General features: G+C 61.8%; 12 protein-coding genes. 6 read left to right on the top strand and 6 right to left on the bottom strand.

Translation table 11 applies throughout. The annotated features are described in order from the left end of the window. Positions 1-270: 270 nt before the first annotated feature. The 6 genes from FHT76_RS05135 to nrdH form a co-directional block, all read right to left on the bottom strand. A complete protein-coding gene (locus FHT76_RS05135; RefSeq protein ID WP_259184687.1) occupies positions 271-6396 on the bottom strand; it encodes an Ig domain-containing protein in 6126 nt (2041 codons plus the stop codon). Between the two features lie 200 nt (positions 6397-6596). Continuing rightward, a complete protein-coding gene (locus FHT76_RS05130) occupies positions 6597-7112 on the bottom strand; it encodes a hypothetical protein (protein WP_259184686.1) in 516 nt (171 codons plus the stop codon). Between the two features lie 112 nt (positions 7113-7224). Next, entirely contained in the window at positions 7225-8199 is a 975-nt protein-coding gene (nrdF, locus tag FHT76_RS05125; RefSeq protein WP_259184685.1) for a class 1b ribonucleoside-diphosphate reductase subunit beta, read from the bottom strand. A 21-nt stretch (positions 8200-8220) separates the two neighbouring features. Next, on the bottom strand, positions 8221-10365 hold the full coding sequence (gene nrdE / locus FHT76_RS05120) for a class 1b ribonucleoside-diphosphate reductase subunit alpha (protein ID WP_259184684.1): 2145 nt from the start codon (positions 10363-10365) through the stop codon (positions 8221-8223). Further along, entirely contained in the window at positions 10362-10766 is a 405-nt protein-coding gene (nrdI, locus tag FHT76_RS05115; protein WP_259184683.1) for a class Ib ribonucleoside-diphosphate reductase assembly flavoprotein NrdI, read from the bottom strand. The genes nrdE and nrdI overlap by 4 nt, the downstream gene beginning before the upstream one ends. Before the next feature lie 10 nt (positions 10767-10776). Next, positions 10777-11004 (bottom strand): glutaredoxin-like protein NrdH, encoded by a 228-nt coding sequence (gene nrdH, locus FHT76_RS05110; protein WP_259184682.1) that lies wholly within the window; start codon positions 11002-11004, stop codon positions 10777-10779. A gap of 347 nt (positions 11005-11351) precedes the next feature. Between nrdH and FHT76_RS05105 the strand changes: the two genes are divergently transcribed. The 6 genes from FHT76_RS05105 to FHT76_RS05080 all read left to right on the top strand — a co-directional run bounded on the left by FHT76_RS05105 (position 11352) and on the right by FHT76_RS05080 (position 16708). After that, on the top strand, positions 11352-11534 hold the full coding sequence (locus tag FHT76_RS05105; protein WP_259184681.1) for a hypothetical protein: 183 nt from the start codon (positions 11352-11354) through the stop codon (positions 11532-11534). A gap of 77 nt (positions 11535-11611) precedes the next feature. Beyond that, complete coding sequence (locus FHT76_RS05100; protein WP_259184680.1) at positions 11612-11977, top strand: hypothetical protein; 366 nt, start codon at positions 11612-11614, stop codon at positions 11975-11977. Next, positions 11974-12987: a DNA cytosine methyltransferase gene (locus FHT76_RS05095; protein ID WP_259184679.1), complete on the top strand. Its 1014-nt coding sequence runs from the start codon at positions 11974-11976 to the stop codon at positions 12985-12987. The genes FHT76_RS05100 and FHT76_RS05095 overlap by 4 nt, the downstream gene beginning before the upstream one ends. 213 nt (positions 12988-13200) lie before the next feature. Continuing rightward, positions 13201-14358 carry a hypothetical protein gene (locus tag FHT76_RS05090; protein ID WP_259184678.1) on the top strand — a complete coding sequence of 386 codons (1158 nt, stop codon included), beginning with the start codon at positions 13201-13203 and terminating at the stop codon, positions 14356-14358. Continuing rightward, positions 14355-15527: a hypothetical protein gene (locus FHT76_RS05085; protein ID WP_259184677.1), complete on the top strand. Its 1173-nt coding sequence runs from the start codon at positions 14355-14357 to the stop codon at positions 15525-15527. The genes FHT76_RS05090 and FHT76_RS05085 overlap by 4 nt, the downstream gene beginning before the upstream one ends. After that, positions 15524-16708, top strand: a complete 1185-nt coding sequence (locus FHT76_RS05080; RefSeq protein WP_259184676.1) for a hypothetical protein — start codon at positions 15524-15526, stop codon at positions 16706-16708. The genes FHT76_RS05085 and FHT76_RS05080 overlap by 4 nt, the downstream gene beginning before the upstream one ends. Positions 16709-16751: the final 43 nt, after the last annotated feature.

Below are 16751 nucleotides of genomic sequence, written 5' to 3'. Positions count from 1 at the left end.
ACGAAGCCCAGATTGTGGTTATCGAAATCATAGACACCGAATCACAAAAAACAAAGCCGTTGGGTGAAGACGGCGAATATACGGACGATGGAGCAATTTTTGGGGGATATCGCCGTACATATCGAAGGGAAACGAAGACTTCGTAGCGAGGATCGCGGGGATTTGCCAACGGCACCGGCGACTCCAGATCGTCCACACGAAGATGAAAGAAGCCCCGGAGCAACCTGCTCCGGGGCTTCGATCGGTCGTCGGGTCGTCGCATCCGTTATGTCAGAATGGGAGCGTGACGATCTGGCCGGGGCTGGCGGTGAATTTTTGCCTTGCCAGTTGGGTGAACGACCCGTCCTTGTTTTTCAGGCTCAACCCAACATCGTTGAACAGTGCGTTGTTCCACACGTCCTGTCTCTGATAAAGCTTGATCTGGCCAGTGGTCGTCGTTCCCGGCACGGTGATGTCCAGCCAGGCCGTGTTCGCCGGAGCGTTCCAGCAAAGCAGGCCGCCGTCCTTGCCGTTGCCTCCCTGGACCAGGCTCGGGTCCTTGAGGTTCTCGGGGTCGGTCCCGTACCCGAAGGAGCTGGCAGCGAGCACCGCCTTGGGGAACACGTCAGCACCGTCGATGTTGAGCTGAATGTATCCCATGCAGACATGCGGATCAGTCGATCCATAGATGTTGAGACGGAAGGTGGTCGTCGGAACAGGCACGACCTCCAGCGTCAATGACAACGTCCCCGTCCGGCCGAATTCGTCGGTGACGACGACTGTGATCGGCCAGGTCCCGATGTCCGTCGACAAAACGCCGGGATTGGTGAATATGCCCGTCGTTGTATCGAACGCTCCCCGTCCCACGGGCTGGACCATGGCGTAGCTCAGGTTGCCGATGACGTTGTCGAACAACGGCTTGTTGGTGGCGACGGCCGAACCGACGTAGACGATGTAGGCGGTTTTCTGTCCGGCCGTCGGGACGATCGGGTCTTTCGGAGCGACGCCGAACCAGAAGGCGGGCGTCTCCGAGCTGTCGCCGTTCTGGGCCGTGACCTTGATCTTGAGGTCTCGGATGATGATCGGTTCGCTCGGGGTGCCGGAAATCGTGCCGGTCTTCGTGTCGAAGGACAGGCCGGCTGGAAGCGTACGGTTCAGGGAGTAAATCGTCCCGGCGTAGTTCCAAGGCTTAGCGGCCACGCTGTCCTTGACGGTCGGCGTGAACGGCGTCGACGCCGTGCCCTGTTTACCGAAGACCATTCGGTTTCCGGGGATTGCGGAGATCACCGGGCTGGCGTTGATCGGAGCGACCCGGATCGTGAACGTGTTCGAGTTCTGACGGTCCTCGAGCGCGTTGCTGAACCTGTCGACGGCGTCGATCGTCAGGCCGGGGTAATCCTTCGCCTCGGCGATCACGTTGTTGACGGCGGTTCCGCTGCTCCTGTCGACGGCGACGATCGTTCCGGTCGCCGCATCGACGTCGATGCCGTCAGGCCAGTTGCCCGCGCCCTTCTTGTAGGACACGGTGCCGGCCGCGAAGTCGGTGGCGACCGTGCGGGTCAGGCTGAGGCCCTGCTCGGCTGCGACGATCTGCGGAACGGTGACGCGCAGCGAAGGCAGGACCGCGATGCGGACAGGCTTGGAGGTGATGCGGTTCGTGACGTCGGTCACGAAGACGTCGACCTGATGGTCGCCGACGGTCGAGAACTGGCCCTTCACGAGACCGGAGGTTCCGCTGATCGACATCTGGGGAATTCCCGAGATGTCGTTCGAGTAGAAGCGGACAGCGCCGTAGGTGTTGGACGACGTCGCCTGCATCTCGAACGGATAACCGACCTTCGTCTTGATGTCGGAGACGTTGAGGACGATGGCGTCGGTCGGCAGGATGACCCGCATCGCGAGCGTGACGGACGCCGACTGACCGAGGGAGTCTACGGCCGACACGCCGATGTTCTGATAGGTGCCGATGACTGTCGGCGTGCCGCCAAAGGAGACCTTGCCGTCGGATATGGATGCCGTGATTCCAGGCGGCAGGTTGGTGACACCGGTCACCGTCCAGTCCGCCTTGGGAACGACGCGACCGTAGGCCGTGTTCTGCGCGGTGACGACGATCGGCGTCGCCTGCTCGTTGACGACAAGGCCAGCCGGGTTGCTCGACGCGACGAGCTGGAGGTTCTGGCGCGCGCCCACGTCGAATGTGACGGCGTTCGCGGTGACCGTGCGGCCGGCCGCGTCGCGGGCCCGGTAGACGATGCCCGGGAAGGAACCAGCGGCCTCTGGGTAGCCGCTGTAGACGAGCGATCCCGTTCCCGACGTCGTGACGTTGGCGGGCATTGTGCCTGCCACCTTCGTCCAGGTGACGGGGCGGCCGTAGGCCGGGTTCGAAAGGACCGTCGTCAAGGTCGCCGGGGTCGTGTAGCGATAGAGCTGTTCGCTGTCGGCGTTCGACGAACCGACCATGTTGACCGCGACCAGCGGATCGGCTGGCGCGACCGTGATCACGATCTCCGGGGATTTGGCGGTGTTGTTCGGACCCTGGCTCGGAACGGACTTGATGTAGTCCTTCTGGTGGTCGTCGGAGGCGATGAGGTGGATGTCGGCGAATGTTCCGGCCTTCGACGGAACGCCCTTCAGCGTCAGCGCGACGTTGTCGAAGACCAGCGCGTCGAGCGGCAGGTAGTCCGCAACCTTGTCGGACCCGAGAGCCGCGGCCGCGCCGGCGACCTTGTAGCCGACGACTTTTCCAGCGCCGTCGATCGACAGTTCGTGAAGGTCGGAGTTCTCGTCCTTCCAGCTATAGCCGAGCAGGGTGTTGCCGTTCTTGTCATACGCCGTATTGACCAGCGTTCCCGGTAGATCACCGTTGATGGACCAGCTGATGTTGCCCATGGCGTAGCGCAGGTCGGGGTCGAACGCGACGTCGATGGCATCTTCCGGTTTCGGGGAATACTGTTTGCCCGAAAGCTGCGTCTTGCGCATCGAAGCGATCGCCAGCGGCCGGATGACCGTGAAGCCGTAGGATAGCGGTGCGGCGAACGTGCGGTCGTCGTCGTCCTTGGCGTTGATGGAGACGAAGAAGGTGGAATCTCCTCCGGTGGGCCAGGAGCTGTCGTCGGAGAACGCGCCGCTGACAGCCGAAAAGTCGACCGTGTCGGGAAGGGAGGCCGGGGACGTCAGGAAGCGCGCGCTGCCGACGACGTTGCCGACGGCGATATCGGGCGTCTTGAAAGGCTCGCCCTGTCGCAGGACGAGGCCGACATTGCCGTTCGCGGTGTTGATGTTGCCCGCGAGCGTCGCCTTGACCTCGACGGCAACAGGACCGGAAGCAGGCGTGGTGCCTTCCTTGTCGGTGACCGAAATCTTCACGTTCCACAGGCCGAGACCGGCGGGGCTTCCCGTCAGCACGCCCGTGAGCGGATCGATGTCGATGCCGCTCAGGCCTTCCGAGACGGCATGAGCCTGGTCGATGGAGTATGCGAGCGGCGCTACGGCCGAGCCGCCGATCACCGGGGCGATGTTGTCGACCGACACAAGCGAGTAGCGGCCGTTGGCCTCTTCCTTGAGACGGAAGGTCGCCTTCGGCGGGTTGTAGGCGAGCGTCATCGGCTTCTGGCTGACGATCTTGATCGAGAACGTGTCGGTGTCGGAATAGATCGTCTCGCCCGTGCCTGCCTTGGAGCTGGCACGCAGCTTCAGGCCGGAAATCACGGTGTCGAGCGGACGGCTGGAGCGACCGGTCACCTTGCCCTGCGCGTCGATCGAGAACTCGGGCGGAACGGTGACGCCGGGAGCCCAGGACCAGGACGGCTGGGACCAGAATCCTGAGACCTGCTTGCCCTGGACGGCGGGGGAGGCATTGGCCGCGTCCGCGAGGCGGGCGACCTCGAAGCTATCGGTGCCCATCGTGACCTTCGGATAGCCGCGCACCTCGAGCGGCTGGTCGACGAAGCCTTCGCGGCCAGCGCCGTCCTTGAAGCGCACCCGCACGTCTCCCTTGAACTCTTCCGTGACGTAGCCGGAGAGGATTCCGGTCGCGGTGTCGAAGTCAAGACCGGCGGGACGCGGGGAGGCGTCGACGAAGACGACGGCGTTGAGACCCCCGATCACCGTGTCCTTGTTGATGGCGGAGCGCAGGCTCGGGACGTTGACCTTCGGAGCGGCTTCGCCCTTGGCTGCGTCTCCCTGCGCGGTTCCGGTGAAAGCCTTCGCGAGACCCGATGGGGCCGGCCAGTCCTGGACGTGGACGTTGAACTGCTCCGACGTGACTGTCGAGCCTTCGCTGTCCGTCGCCGTGATCGTCAGAGGGCCGACGGGGTTGTCGATGAACGAGCGGTCGATTCCCTTGCGCGCCGTCATGTCGCCCGTGGCCGTGTCGAAGACCAACCAAGCGGGGATGCCGTTGCCGGAGACGTCGTTCAGGGTCCAGGTAATGGCAAGGTTCTTGGCACCCGGCGGCTGCGTGACGTCGAAGACCCTTTGAGCAGGCTTTTGCTCCGCGTCCCAAGCCGCTGTAAATGTCGGTGCGACCACGGGATTGGCGGCGATCGGATCACGGGGGTCGACGACGATCTGGAATTCGTTCGATGTCGCGGTGTCGCCGGAATAATCGGAAAGCTCGATCTTGAACGGACCGTAGGCCTTGGCCTCCGCGTCCGTCGCGCCGAACAGCGTGTCGCCGGAAAGGTCGATGCCCTGCGGCAGAAGGTTGGCGTTCTGAACGACCTTGAAGGCCGGGAACTTGCCGGGAGTCGCCACCTCGGGAATGACGCTCGCCTGATCATAGGGGATCGTCGACCAGACTTGCGCGCCGGCGTGGCGCTTGACATGGACCGTCGCGATACCGCCGAGGGACAGGTGGTCGTGGACGACGAAGTTCACGGCACCGGACGTCGCCTTGGTGTCGCCGTTCGACAGCGTAAGTGGTACGGAACGCGGGCCAGGGGTCGCGAAGGCACCGGAAAGACCCATCGTCGGGGTGTTGGCCGTCGGCGTCGTGAAGGCGAGGGTCGGCCAGTCTGCGGGCGTTGTGAGGGCGACGGAATAAGGGGAAATGCCGCCCGCCACCGTGATCTTGCCGTCATAGGTGTCGCCGACCCGGATGTGCCGGGCCTGCGGCGGCGTCGCATCGACGAGACCGACGCCCTTGCTGCCGACTTCGGCGCGGTAGAAGCAGGCCGTCGACACCGTGTTGGAGCCGTTGGTGACGTCGATCCTCACCTGGAACGTCTGGTCGTCGCCGACCGTGGTCGGCGTGCCGGAGACAGCGCCGTCAGCGGCGAGCGACATGCCGTTCGGAAACTTGCCGGAGACCAGGTGGTACGTGATCTCGCCTTGGCCGCCTTGAGGGCGCGGCAAGTAGAACGTGTTGACCATGCCGGTCCACAGATGCACCGGGGTGGTCTCGCCTATGTTCGGCGCGCAGCTCGGCTGCGGGTAGGACGACCCGAACGTGAACCAGTTCGAGAAGCCCGTCGTCTGGTCGGTGTCCAGCGCGCGGAAACGGACGCGGGCCGTGTCGTAAGGGCGGGTGATCTCTCCCGAAACCAGGAGGTTCTTGTAGTCGTCGTTCGAGGAAACGCCGAGCGGGTACTGCTCGCCGCTGTCGAGCTCGATGAAGTAGCGCGGCTGGCGCTTGGGATCGATCGCCCGGTTCACCTTGTACTTGGACGGAGCGCCGAAGTTGACGACGAGCGCGTTTTGCACTTCGAGCTGCGGCAGCGGCGAGATCATGTCGGCGATCTTCGGGAAGGTCGGGCCGTCTTCGACGGTGTAGGAGCCGAAATAGGTGGCCACGACCTCGCCCATGTAGTTGATGCCCTGCCCGAGGACGCGGTAGGTGCCGGGAGTCGTCGGAGTGCCCTCGATATAGGGACCATTGACGGCGACGCCGGGAGGGGCGGACTGCAGGTTCTTCCATTCGTAAACGGAAATTGCGGACGGGATGGCCAGTTCGTCGACCTTGTACTTGCCCGTGTGGTTGTAGATGTCGACCTTGATGGGAGCGCCCTTCACGGTGATGACGTCGAAGGTGGCGACAGCCGTCGCGACTTCCTGGCCCGTCTGGTCGTAGCCCGCGAGATTGACGACTTTGCCTGACGTCACGTCTTCCGGTGTTCCCTCGAACGTGAGCGTGTCGGGATTGAACGAAATGCCCTTCGGCAGGCTGCCCGAGACGACCTTCCACGCGTCGTCCGCCCATTGCGGCTTCATCGGCAGCCGTTCGGCGAAATCGTAGCCGACGGCACCGACGTAGAACGCCGTGATGTCTTTCATTTCCGGGTCTGTCGGCTGCTCGCGTTCGACCATCTCCGTCTTGTAACGGTAGATATACTGGTTGTCGGCGGCCGCAAAAGACGGCGTTATCGAGGTCACGGACAACGTGAGTGCAAGTAGGGCGTTACTGACGAGGCGTAGCATTTTTTTGAAACCCAGATTTCGCTAGGGCGATGATAGGCAATCGCGAGCAAGTAATCAAAGACTCCAGGCAATGGAAAGAAAAAACGGACGTTCGCGCAAGTTTTTGGAAAACCGACTTGTGAAAAAACAAGCGTTTCGGAAGGGAGCGGGCATTCGCCGTTTCAACCTGGACACCGGATCGGCCGGCGGACTGACGTCCATCAAGGACCGAAGTCGCGCGTCGACGTTCCGACCGGTTCGTCATAAGGCGGGAGTTTGTCGCGGTATGCCGAGAGGAGCGACCTGAACTCCGGACCGTCGTATGGTGCCCTGTCGACGACATCGAAGACCGCGAGCAGCGCTTCCAGGAATTCGTCGTCGTCGCATTCGGCGAAGTTGAAAGGATAGTGGCGGAACTCGTGAAGGGTGACGAGGCGCTCCTCCTTGCCGACGCGCCTTGCGATGGAAGCCAGGTCGGTCCACCCGGTGACGTCGAGAAGACGGCCGTCGGGCGCTTCCACGACCGAATGATGGCCCGACTGGCACATGCCCATGTTCCAGATCGCCGTCTTCGCCGTCCAGCCGGTTATCTTCGACAGCACCCAGGCGAAGTCGTCGCAGTCCGACGACAGAAAGGCCGCGTCGATTACCGCCATGTGGTCCTCTGGATCGATCGAAGGGTCCTCCGACAATCCGCAGGTCTCGTGGAAAAAGGCCGAAACCTGTTCGATGTCCATGCCGTCTCCGATGGATGGTTGATGCCGGGACAATGCCCACCGGGACAGCAAAGGGCAAGCGTCAAAAGAGAAGGGCCGCTTGTGGCGGCCCTTGCGGAAGTCCTTAGCTGGCTCAGAACTGCCAGTCTTCGTCGACGGTGTCGACCGCCTTGCCGATGACGTAGGACGAACCGGAGCCCGAGAAGAAGTCGTGGTTCTCGTCGCCGCCGGGAGACAGCGCCGACAGGATCGCCGGGTCGACCTTGCAGATGTCGGCCGGGAAGATCGGGTCGAAGCCGAGGTTCATGAGCGCCTTGTTGGCGTTGTAGTGCAGGAACGCCTTGACGTCGTTGGTCCAGCCGATGCCGTCATAGAGCGATTCCGTGTATTCGCTTTCGACGTCGTAGAGGTCCATCAGGAAGTCGTAGGCGAAGTTCTTGATCGCGATACGGGCGTCTTCGTCGAGCTTCGACAGCGCCTGCTGGAACTTGTAGCCGATGTAGTAGCCGTGGACCGCTTCGTCGCGGATGATCAGGCGGATGATGTCGGCGGTGTTCGTCAGCTTCGCGCGGCTGGAGAAACGCATCGGCAGGTAGAAGCCCGAGTAGAACAGGAAGGACTCGAGGAACACGCTGGCGATCTTCCGCTTCAGAGGGCAGTCGCCGTAGTAGTGTTCGACGACGAGCGCCGCCTTCTTCTGGAGATGCTCGTTCTCTTCGCTCCATGCGAAGGCGTCGTCGATTTCCTTCGACGAGCAGAGCGTCGAGAAGATGTTCGAATAGGACTTCGCGTGGACGTCTTCCATGAAGGCGATGTTATTGAACACGGCACCTTCATGCGGCGTGACGGCGTCTTCGGCCAGCGTCGGCGCGCCCTTGCGCGCCTGCGTGGTGTCGAGCAGCGTCAGGCCCGTGAAGACGCGGGTCGTGGTCAGCTTCTCGTCGGGCGAAAGGCTCGCCCAGGTGGGGAGGTCGTTCGAAACGGCGACGCGTTCCGGGACCCAGAAGTTGTTGATCAGGCGCTGCCAGACCTCGAGGTCCTTGGGGTCCTCGATTTTGTTCCAGTTGATGGCGTACGGCACGCGAAGGGTCTTGGTTTCGGTGGTCATGTCTTTTGTTTTCCTTCTGGGTTAGAGCGCGCAGGAGACGCAGCCCTGGACCTCGGTGCCTTCGAGGGCCATCTGGCGGATGCGGATGTAGTAGATGGTCTTGATTCCCTTCTTCCAGGCGTAAATCTGCGCCTGGTTGATCTCGCGGGTCGTGGCCGTGTCCTTGAAGAACAGCGTCAACGAAAGACCCTGGTCCACGTGGCGGGTGGCGGCCGCGTAGACGTCGATGGTCTTCTGCCAGCCGATCTCGTAGGCGTCCTGGTAGTAGGGCAGGTTGTCGTTCGTCATGAACGGAGCCGGGTAGTAGACGCGGCCGACCTTGCCTTCCTTGCGGATTTCGACCTTGGCGGCGATCGGGTGGATCGAGGAGGTCGCGTTGTTGATGTACGAGATAGAACCTGTCGGCGGGACGGCCTGGAGGTTCTGGTTATAGAGACCGCCGGTCTTCACGAGTTCGCGCAGTTCCGCCCAGTCGGCGTTTGTCGGCACGTGGTGGCCGGCTTTCGCGAACAGCTCGCGGACCTTTTCGGTCTTCGGCGCGATGTTCTCGTTGACGTAGTAGTCGAAGTACTCGCCGGAAGCGTACTTGGAGTCTTCAAATCCCTTGAACGAGGAACCGCGCTCGCGGGCGATCAGGTTCGACGCGCGGATGGCGTGGTAGGTGACCGTCATGAAGTAGATGTCGGTGAAGTCGACGGACTCCTCGTCGCCGTAGAACATGCGCTCGCGGGCGAAGTAGCCGTGCAGGTTCATCTGGCCGAGGCCGATGGCGTGGCTTTCATCGTTGCCCTGGCGGATGGACGGAACCGAGTTGATGGCGCTCATGTCGGAAACGGCCGTCAGCGCGCGGATCGCGGTCTCGACCGAGCGGCCGAAATCGGACGAATCCATCTGCATGGCGACGTTCATCGAGCCGAGGTTGCACGATATGTCCTTGCCGATGTGGGCGTAGGACAGGTCTTCGTTGTAGAGGCTCGGCGTGTTGACCTGGAGGATTTCAGAACACAGGTTCGACATGTTGATGCGGCCCTTGATGGGGCTCGCCTTGTTCACGGTGTCCTCGTACATGATGTACGGGTAACCGCTTTCGAACTGGATTTCGGCGATGGTCTTGAACAGCTCGCGGGCGCTGATCGTGGTCTTCTTGATCTCCTTGTTGGCCACCATCTCCCAGTACTTCTCGGTGACCGAGATGTCGGAGAACGGAACGCCGTAGACGCGCTCGACGTCATAGGGCGAGAACAGGTGCATTTCCTTGTTGTCGCGGGCGAGTTCGAAGAAGATGTCCGGCACGACGACGCCGAGCGACAGGGTCTTGATCCTGATCTTCTCGTCGGCGTTTTCGCGCTTGGTGTCGAGGAAACGCAGGATGTCCGGATGGAAGACGTTCAGGTAGACGGCACCGGCACCCTGGCGCGCGCCGAGCTGGTTGGCATAGGAGAACGCGTCTTCGAGCAGCTTCATGACCGGGATGACGCCGGATGACTGGTTTTCGATCTTCTTGATCGGCGCGCCCATTTCGCGCAGGTTCGAGAGCAGCAGGGCGACGCCGCCGCCGCGCTTCGACAGCTGGAGGGCGGCGTTTTCGGCGCGCGCAATGGACTCCATGTTGTCTTCGATGCGCACGAGGAAGCACGAGACGAACTCGCCGCGCTGCTTCTTGCCGGCGTTGAGGAAGGTCGGGGTCGCGGGCTGGAAGCGGCCGGCGATGATCTCGTCGACGAGGGCCTCGGCCAGATCGCGCTCGCCGCGGGCAAGCGTCAGCGCCACCAGACAGACGCGGTCCTCGTAGCGCTCGAGATAGCGCTTGCCGTCGAAGGTCTTGAGCGTGTAGCTCGAATAGTACTTGTAGGCACCCATGAAGGTCGGGAAGCGGTACTTCTTGCCGTAGGCGCGCTTGAACAGGCGCTTGACGAACTCGAAGTCGTAGAGGTCGAGGACGGCCTTTTCGTAGTATTCCTTCTCGACCAAGTGGTCGAGCTTCTCTTCCAGAGAATGGAAGAACACGGTGTTCATGTTCACGTGCTGAAGGAAGTACTGGCGCGCGGCTTCCCGGTCGGCGTCGAACTGGATTTTGCCGTTGTCGTCATAGAGGTTGAGCATGGCGTTGAGGCCGTGGTAGTCGATCTTCTCGATGTCGGCACCGACCGAAGCTGCGATTGTCATTCTTTTTCTCTCCAAAATTGTCCAAGTCCGGTTTTGACCGCGACGACGTCTTCGTCCGTGCCGAGCAGCTCGAACCGGTAGAGCATCGGCACCGCGCATTTCTCGGCGACGATCTTTGCCCCTCGGCAGTACATCTCTCCGAAATTCGTGTTCCCCGCGCCGATGACGCCGCGGATGTTCTTCCTGTTGTCCGGGTCGTTCAGGAACCGGATGATTCCCTTGGGGACCGCTCCCCGTCCGTCTCCGTCCGCGTAGCTCGGTACGATGAGGACGTAAGGACGGTCGACGTTGACCGGACCGTCCTTCGGGCTGATCGGAATGCGGGTCGACGGTATCCCGAGCTTCTCGACGAAGCGGTCGGTGTTACCCGACTCGCTCGAGTAGTAGACGAGACCCGACACGCCGGCGTTCTCAGGCGGCCAGCTTCTTGATCAGGTCCGGACGGAAGCCGGCCCACATGTTGTCTTCGCCAGCTTCGACGACCGGAGCCTGGCTGAAGCCGAGGCCGCGCACGCGGCTCATCGCCGCTTCGTCTTCCGACAGGTCCACGACCTTGTAGGCGATGCCCTTCTTGTCGAACTCGCGGTAGGTCTGCTTGCACTGGACGCAGTTCGGGGTGCTGTAGACGATGACTTCCATTTTCTTACTCCAACAAGTGTTTGAACCAGTCTTCCGGAGACACGAATGCGCGCCGTGGAATCACGGTCAAATCCGTTACCATCTCGGTGTCTTGAATGGCTGCCCGGGATCGGGACGCGCCAAAGTTCAATTAGGTTCGGCTCGCCACATGCGCGGGTCAACGCCGATATTATTCATGGTAGGCAAATTCGGTGGACAACCGCAACCTATTGAAAGACCCCGTAAACGAATAAAAATATTTTTGCGGTTCCACGCGTCAGGGGCTTGCGTGCCGGCGCTTTTTACAATCCCGTTGAATTCCAACATCTTGACGTTTTTAACCATATTATGCCGACGTGCCACTATTAGTGGACGGTGCCGGCGACATCGTGCATTCCGTCGAAGTCCATAAATATGGCGGCCATCGCCTTGACCTGAGCGAAGGATTTATTTCGCTGCGCCTATGGCCGTTTTTCTACGGCGCGATCCACATCTCGTTCGAGCTGCCACAGACGCCGATGGCGGAAACCTACAGCGCGAGCTGTTCGTGACGAGCGTCCCAGGTGTGGCTTTCCGTTGACAGGGGCGGCTCCGAGGGACCTAAATGAAGGCTCCACAGAGAACCGACATGCCTTCATTTCAAGATTTCATAGAGCACAGCGCGGTCGTCGACGCCGGCGGAACGCAAGTGTTCCTGCCGCCGAGGAAAGCCGGCGGCGCTGAGAAGTCGCCGGTGTCCCGGGAGACGGAGCTTTTGACCCGTGCTTTCGGGCCGATATACGCAGGCGAGGTTCCGGCCCATGTCTTCCGGTCGGAAAAGCCGAAAATCAGGGACATTCTCTCTCCGCCCGAAGTCGGTGCGCGGTTCGCGCTCAGTCCGGCCGCATGCCGTGGCGTTCTCAACCGCGACAAGACCCGCGGCCGACCGATGCCGGCGCGATTGAAAGCCGCCTTGGAAACGGTGGCGCGAAGCGAAGAGGCGCAACCGGCATGAGGCTCGCCAGCCTGTGCGACGGCATCGGCTCCGCTCACCTTGCCGCAAGGTCGGTGGGATGGACATCGGTCGCCTCGAGCGAAATCGACCCGGTCTGCAACGCGGTCGTCGCGCACCATTTCCCGCAGGTCGAACATGTCGGCGACATGCGCCTTCCCGCGACGCTGGAGCGTATCAAAGACCTCGCCCCGAATGTCGTGATGTCCTCCACTCCCTGTCAGGCTTTCTCCACGAACGGCCTGAGACGATCCCTCGATGATGACCGGGGAAACCTCACGCTGGCGATGGTGACCTTCTTCCACGAAGCCAAACCGGACTGGCTGGTATGGGAAAACGTGTTGGGCGTGCTCAGCACCAAGGACAACGCATTCGGCCACCTTATCGGCGGATTGCTCGGCAGCGAAGGCCCGGTCGAAGAACCTCATGGCGGATGGCCGAATGTCGGAGCGGCCCAGGGAAACGGATGCAGGCTTGCCTGGCGGGTCGTCGATTCCCAAGGGTTCGTGCCCCAGAGGCGGCGGCGTCTATTCCTGGTCGCCACCCGCGGGGAAAGAGACCCGGTCGAGGTGCTCTTCGATGCCGCGGCCGCGGCACCCTCCGTCGAGCGGGTAATCGTTTGGAATGCGACAGCGGTGAGCGACCCCGACCTGCCAATCGTGTTCGACTGGCAGGCGGCGGGTGCCGGCAACGACAAGTCCTTCAGAGGCTTGTCGCGTCGATGGCTCGTCCGTGCGCCGGGTCTGGTCGGGACGTTGAACACCTGCAGGGTCGACGCGATGCTGGTGGATGGGGTCGTCAGGAAGATCACCACGGGGGAAGCCCAATCCTTGATGGGCCTTCCGAGCGGATATCTGGATGCCGTCACATGGAAAGGAAAACCGATATCGGCCGGAAAGATGCACGCGCTTTGCGGAAACTCGATCGTGGTGCCGATCCTCGAATGGATTTTCGGGCGTATCGCGGCCTATGACATCGGCACGCTGCCTGAAGTCGACCCGTCGTCGGCCTAGAAGGAGGGAAGCGCGGCCGGCGGACCTGTCGCGTTCCCTACGGCCGCCCCGTCTGTCCCCGCGGAGGACTTTTTTGACGGGCTTTACGGCCTTCCTTCGTCCAACCCGTGGGTTGGTGAACCAATGATGCTATCTTTCATCGGCGTGGGCAAGCCTTCCACGCGCAGGTTGTCGCTGGCATCCGTTCGGGGGTATATGGCGGTGGAGGACGCCATGCTCACGAATATCCGCTACCCAATCCATTTCGGCGCGCAGCCGACCACGACGGACCGCTACAAAGTTGTCCTCTGCTCCTATCCGTTCCGCCGCGATGTTCCCGAGGTCGAAGCCGGCGAGGCCGAGACGGTCCTCGATCTGAGCGACGAATACGTGAACGGGAGACTGGTCGAGTATGACGGGCGGCTCTTCCGCAACACGCGCGTGAAGGCCGAGGATCAGGATCACAAATCGCTCTTGAACTCCTTCGAGTGTTCCCGTGATCGAAACACACCGCACAAGCCGATGATGTCGTTCGAAGACAAATCGCGTCCGCTCGGGGTTGGACTGTGGAACCGCATCGCCCACCGGGTTTACGTCAATGCGAACGGCCGCACGGGCGAGGGATACGCATGGCCGAACGCCCCGTTCAACATGGGTCACGCGACCTGGGACAGAAACGAATTCACTTACGAAAAATGGTCGAAGAAGATCGGTTCGTTTGCGGCGGACGAGTTCCAGAACTCCTTGAACGAGGCCGAACGGGAAATCGACAGGTTGCTGTGGATCGGCGACGAGCTCTGGATAGAGACACCGCCGCTCGCCTATCAGGTGGGATATAACGGAGATGACTTCGATGTGCGGCTCGCGTTCCTGCCGGACTGGCTCGACCTCAATCTCGACCGCCAGTATTTCCCGCTGGCCGACAAGACCGAAGCGCTCGTTTACGCCGAGCAGGCGAATGCCCGCCTGAAAGGCAGGCGGACGGTTGACCACACCAAGATGATCGAACGCAGGACCGACAATGCCCTGCTGGAATTCGACCATGTGGCCTATGCCCTCAACCGGGCGGCGTTGCTGATGGGTGGAGACGTGGCCGTCAACATCCACAACAAGCCGGACAACACGAGACGAATGACGGAGGTCCACCATGATGCGATCGACGAGGTCCGCGCTGAGATCGGCAGGATCGGATGGAACCCGTCGTCATGGCACGTCGCCCATCTCGCCGGCGACATCGCGGAAGCATGGCAACGAGCCGGGAAGCCGCAAGGATGGACGCATTTCACCTCCAACAGGACGAACTTCTCCCATCTGACCATCGAACGCGTGAACGAGCAGATCGATTACCTGCCTATCATGATCGACACGAACAGACAGGGGCCGGGCCTGTGAAGACGGTCATCCGCTATCCCATCCTGTTCAGGGCGCATCCCGGCAGGACCGAGAAGCCGAAGGACGTTCTCGTCCCATATCTACATGAACACGACGTTCCGGAAATTTCCGAGGCGGAAACGCATATCGCCTTCAGGTCCCAGAAATACGCGTTGGTGGAATATGACGGGCGGCTGTTTTCCAAAGTCGGCAAGCCGGGGAGCAACTCCGCCGAAGCCTGCTTCGGACACGCTTTCGAAAAGGAAGAGCTACGTCGTCGCCCATGGTGGATACCCACGATCGAAGGCGACAAGGTATACATCCGCTACGCGGGGCAACCGCTCGACAATCTCGCCTACTACCGTCTCTATCTCGACGGCGGCGACAAGGCCAGGGAGACAATGATCTGGCCAGCCCTTACGCCGGACTACCAAAGACATCTGGGCGGGCCGCGCAGCCGCAACGAATTCACGTTTCAGGGGCTGGTGGACAAGATCAGGGATATCAACGGTGTCCAGTTCGACGCCGGGCGTGAAGAACACCGTGCCGAAGCCGAAAGACTGATCGTCATCGACGGATCGTATTGGATCGAAACGACGCCTCCCGCCATCTGCGTGGCCCATGAGGGGAGAATGATCGTGGAGCTTTCCCATCTTCCGAACTGGCTGGACCATGATCTCGGACGACAGTATTTCCCGCTGACGGCGAAAGACGAAGCGATCGAATACGCGAGGCGCGCGCAGGCGATCACCCAGCGCAGCGAGGAACCCGTCAGGAATTTCGCCGATTGGACGGATTTCCGGTTCGACGACAATCCGCTGTTCGCGTTCGACTACGAGGGCTATTCGCTCAAACGGACCACGTTCCTGCTCGGCGGCGACATCGCGAGGGCAATGACCGGCAACGGGGAGATCGAAGGCAAGATCGGAAGCGCGAGGGCGCGGGCCGTCCTTTCCGCGAAAGAGGGAGCGCGTTCCTGCGGCGCGGATTACCGGACGTGGCCGGACGCAAGCGACCTCGTTCACGACGTCACCGACGCCTGGAAAATGACGGGCCGCAAACCAGGATGGACGGAAATCCCGCCGAAACGCCACGAATTCGGAACGATGATCTGCGAACGGGCGGCCCAAATGGCGGATTCCATGCCGATCAGCGTTTCCGCCCGCTCAACCTGGACCACGTCACCATGAAAATCGACATCCGCTACCCGCTTCTCTTCAGCGCCCTTCCGTCCCGGTGTTACAGCCGCAAGGACGTCTTCGTGTCGTTCCTTCATACGGCGGACGTACCGGAGGTATCCGAACGCGATGTCGAAACCGTCTTCGCGGCGGAGACCTCCACGCCCTACCGGCTCGTCGAGTTCGACGGAAGGCTGTTTCGCAAGCTCGGCGCGCTCTCGGACCACGAGACTTCCCGTCTGCTCGACTACGCCTTCCAGAAGGACGAGGAGCGCAACAGGCCCTGGCCCTTCACGTTCGAGAACGGCAGGGCTAACCCGAGGCCAGTATCCCAGGCCCTCAACAACCATCTCTGCCACCGGCTCTATCTCGAGGGCGGCGAACATCGTCAAAAGCAGATCGAAGCGTGGCCGTTCGTTCCCTTCCTCACTGGCCTCCGTGGCAGTCGAACCAGCCGGAACGACTTCCGGTTCGAGGACCTCGAGAGGAAGCTCGCCGACATCGACGGCGAGGAATTCGGGAAGGGGCGGGCCGAACACGCGGCCGAAGCCGCGAAGCTGATCGTCATCGAACGCGATCTCTGGATCGAGACGACACCGCCTGCGATCAAGGTCGGGGTGGCTGGCTTCAATTCTTCCGCCAGAATGGTCATGGAACTGAGCCACCTGCCGACATGGCTCGACGCCGATCTCGACGTCCAGTATTTCCCGCTCACCGATCATTCCGCCGCTCTCGAGTATGCCGAGCGGGCGACGAAACTCACCCATACAGGCACCCAACCTTTCGAGGACTACACCCACGAGCGGCCGTTCACCACGGACACGACCGATCTTCTGTCGTTCGACGGAGACGGCTATTCCTGCGCGAGGACGGCGCTCATCCTCGGGGGCGACGTGGCGCGCTCGATCACCAACGCTCCGGAACTGGTGGAAAAGATCGGCGATGGCCGCGCACGGGCAGCGCTGCTTGCCCGCGACATGGCGAAGGCGATCGGCACCGATATCTCGGCGTGGCCTGACATGGGCGATCTCGTCAACGACATCACCGAGGCCTGGAAGATGACGGGCCGCAAGCCCGGCTGGGCGAACATCCCGGCGAACCGCCACGGGTTCGGCACGATGATCTGCGACCGCGCCGCCGACACGGGCAAGATTTCCGTGTTTGCGACGCTTGCCAAGGAAAACAAGCCGTAAGTCGCGCGATTCTTGCCGCGGACGGTGCCACGATGTAGGTACC

The sequence above is a fragment of the Rhizobium sp. BK176 genome, assembly GCF_024808055.1.
Note: the sequence above shows the minus strand (reverse complement) of the source record. Positions and strands in the feature narration are given on the sequence as shown.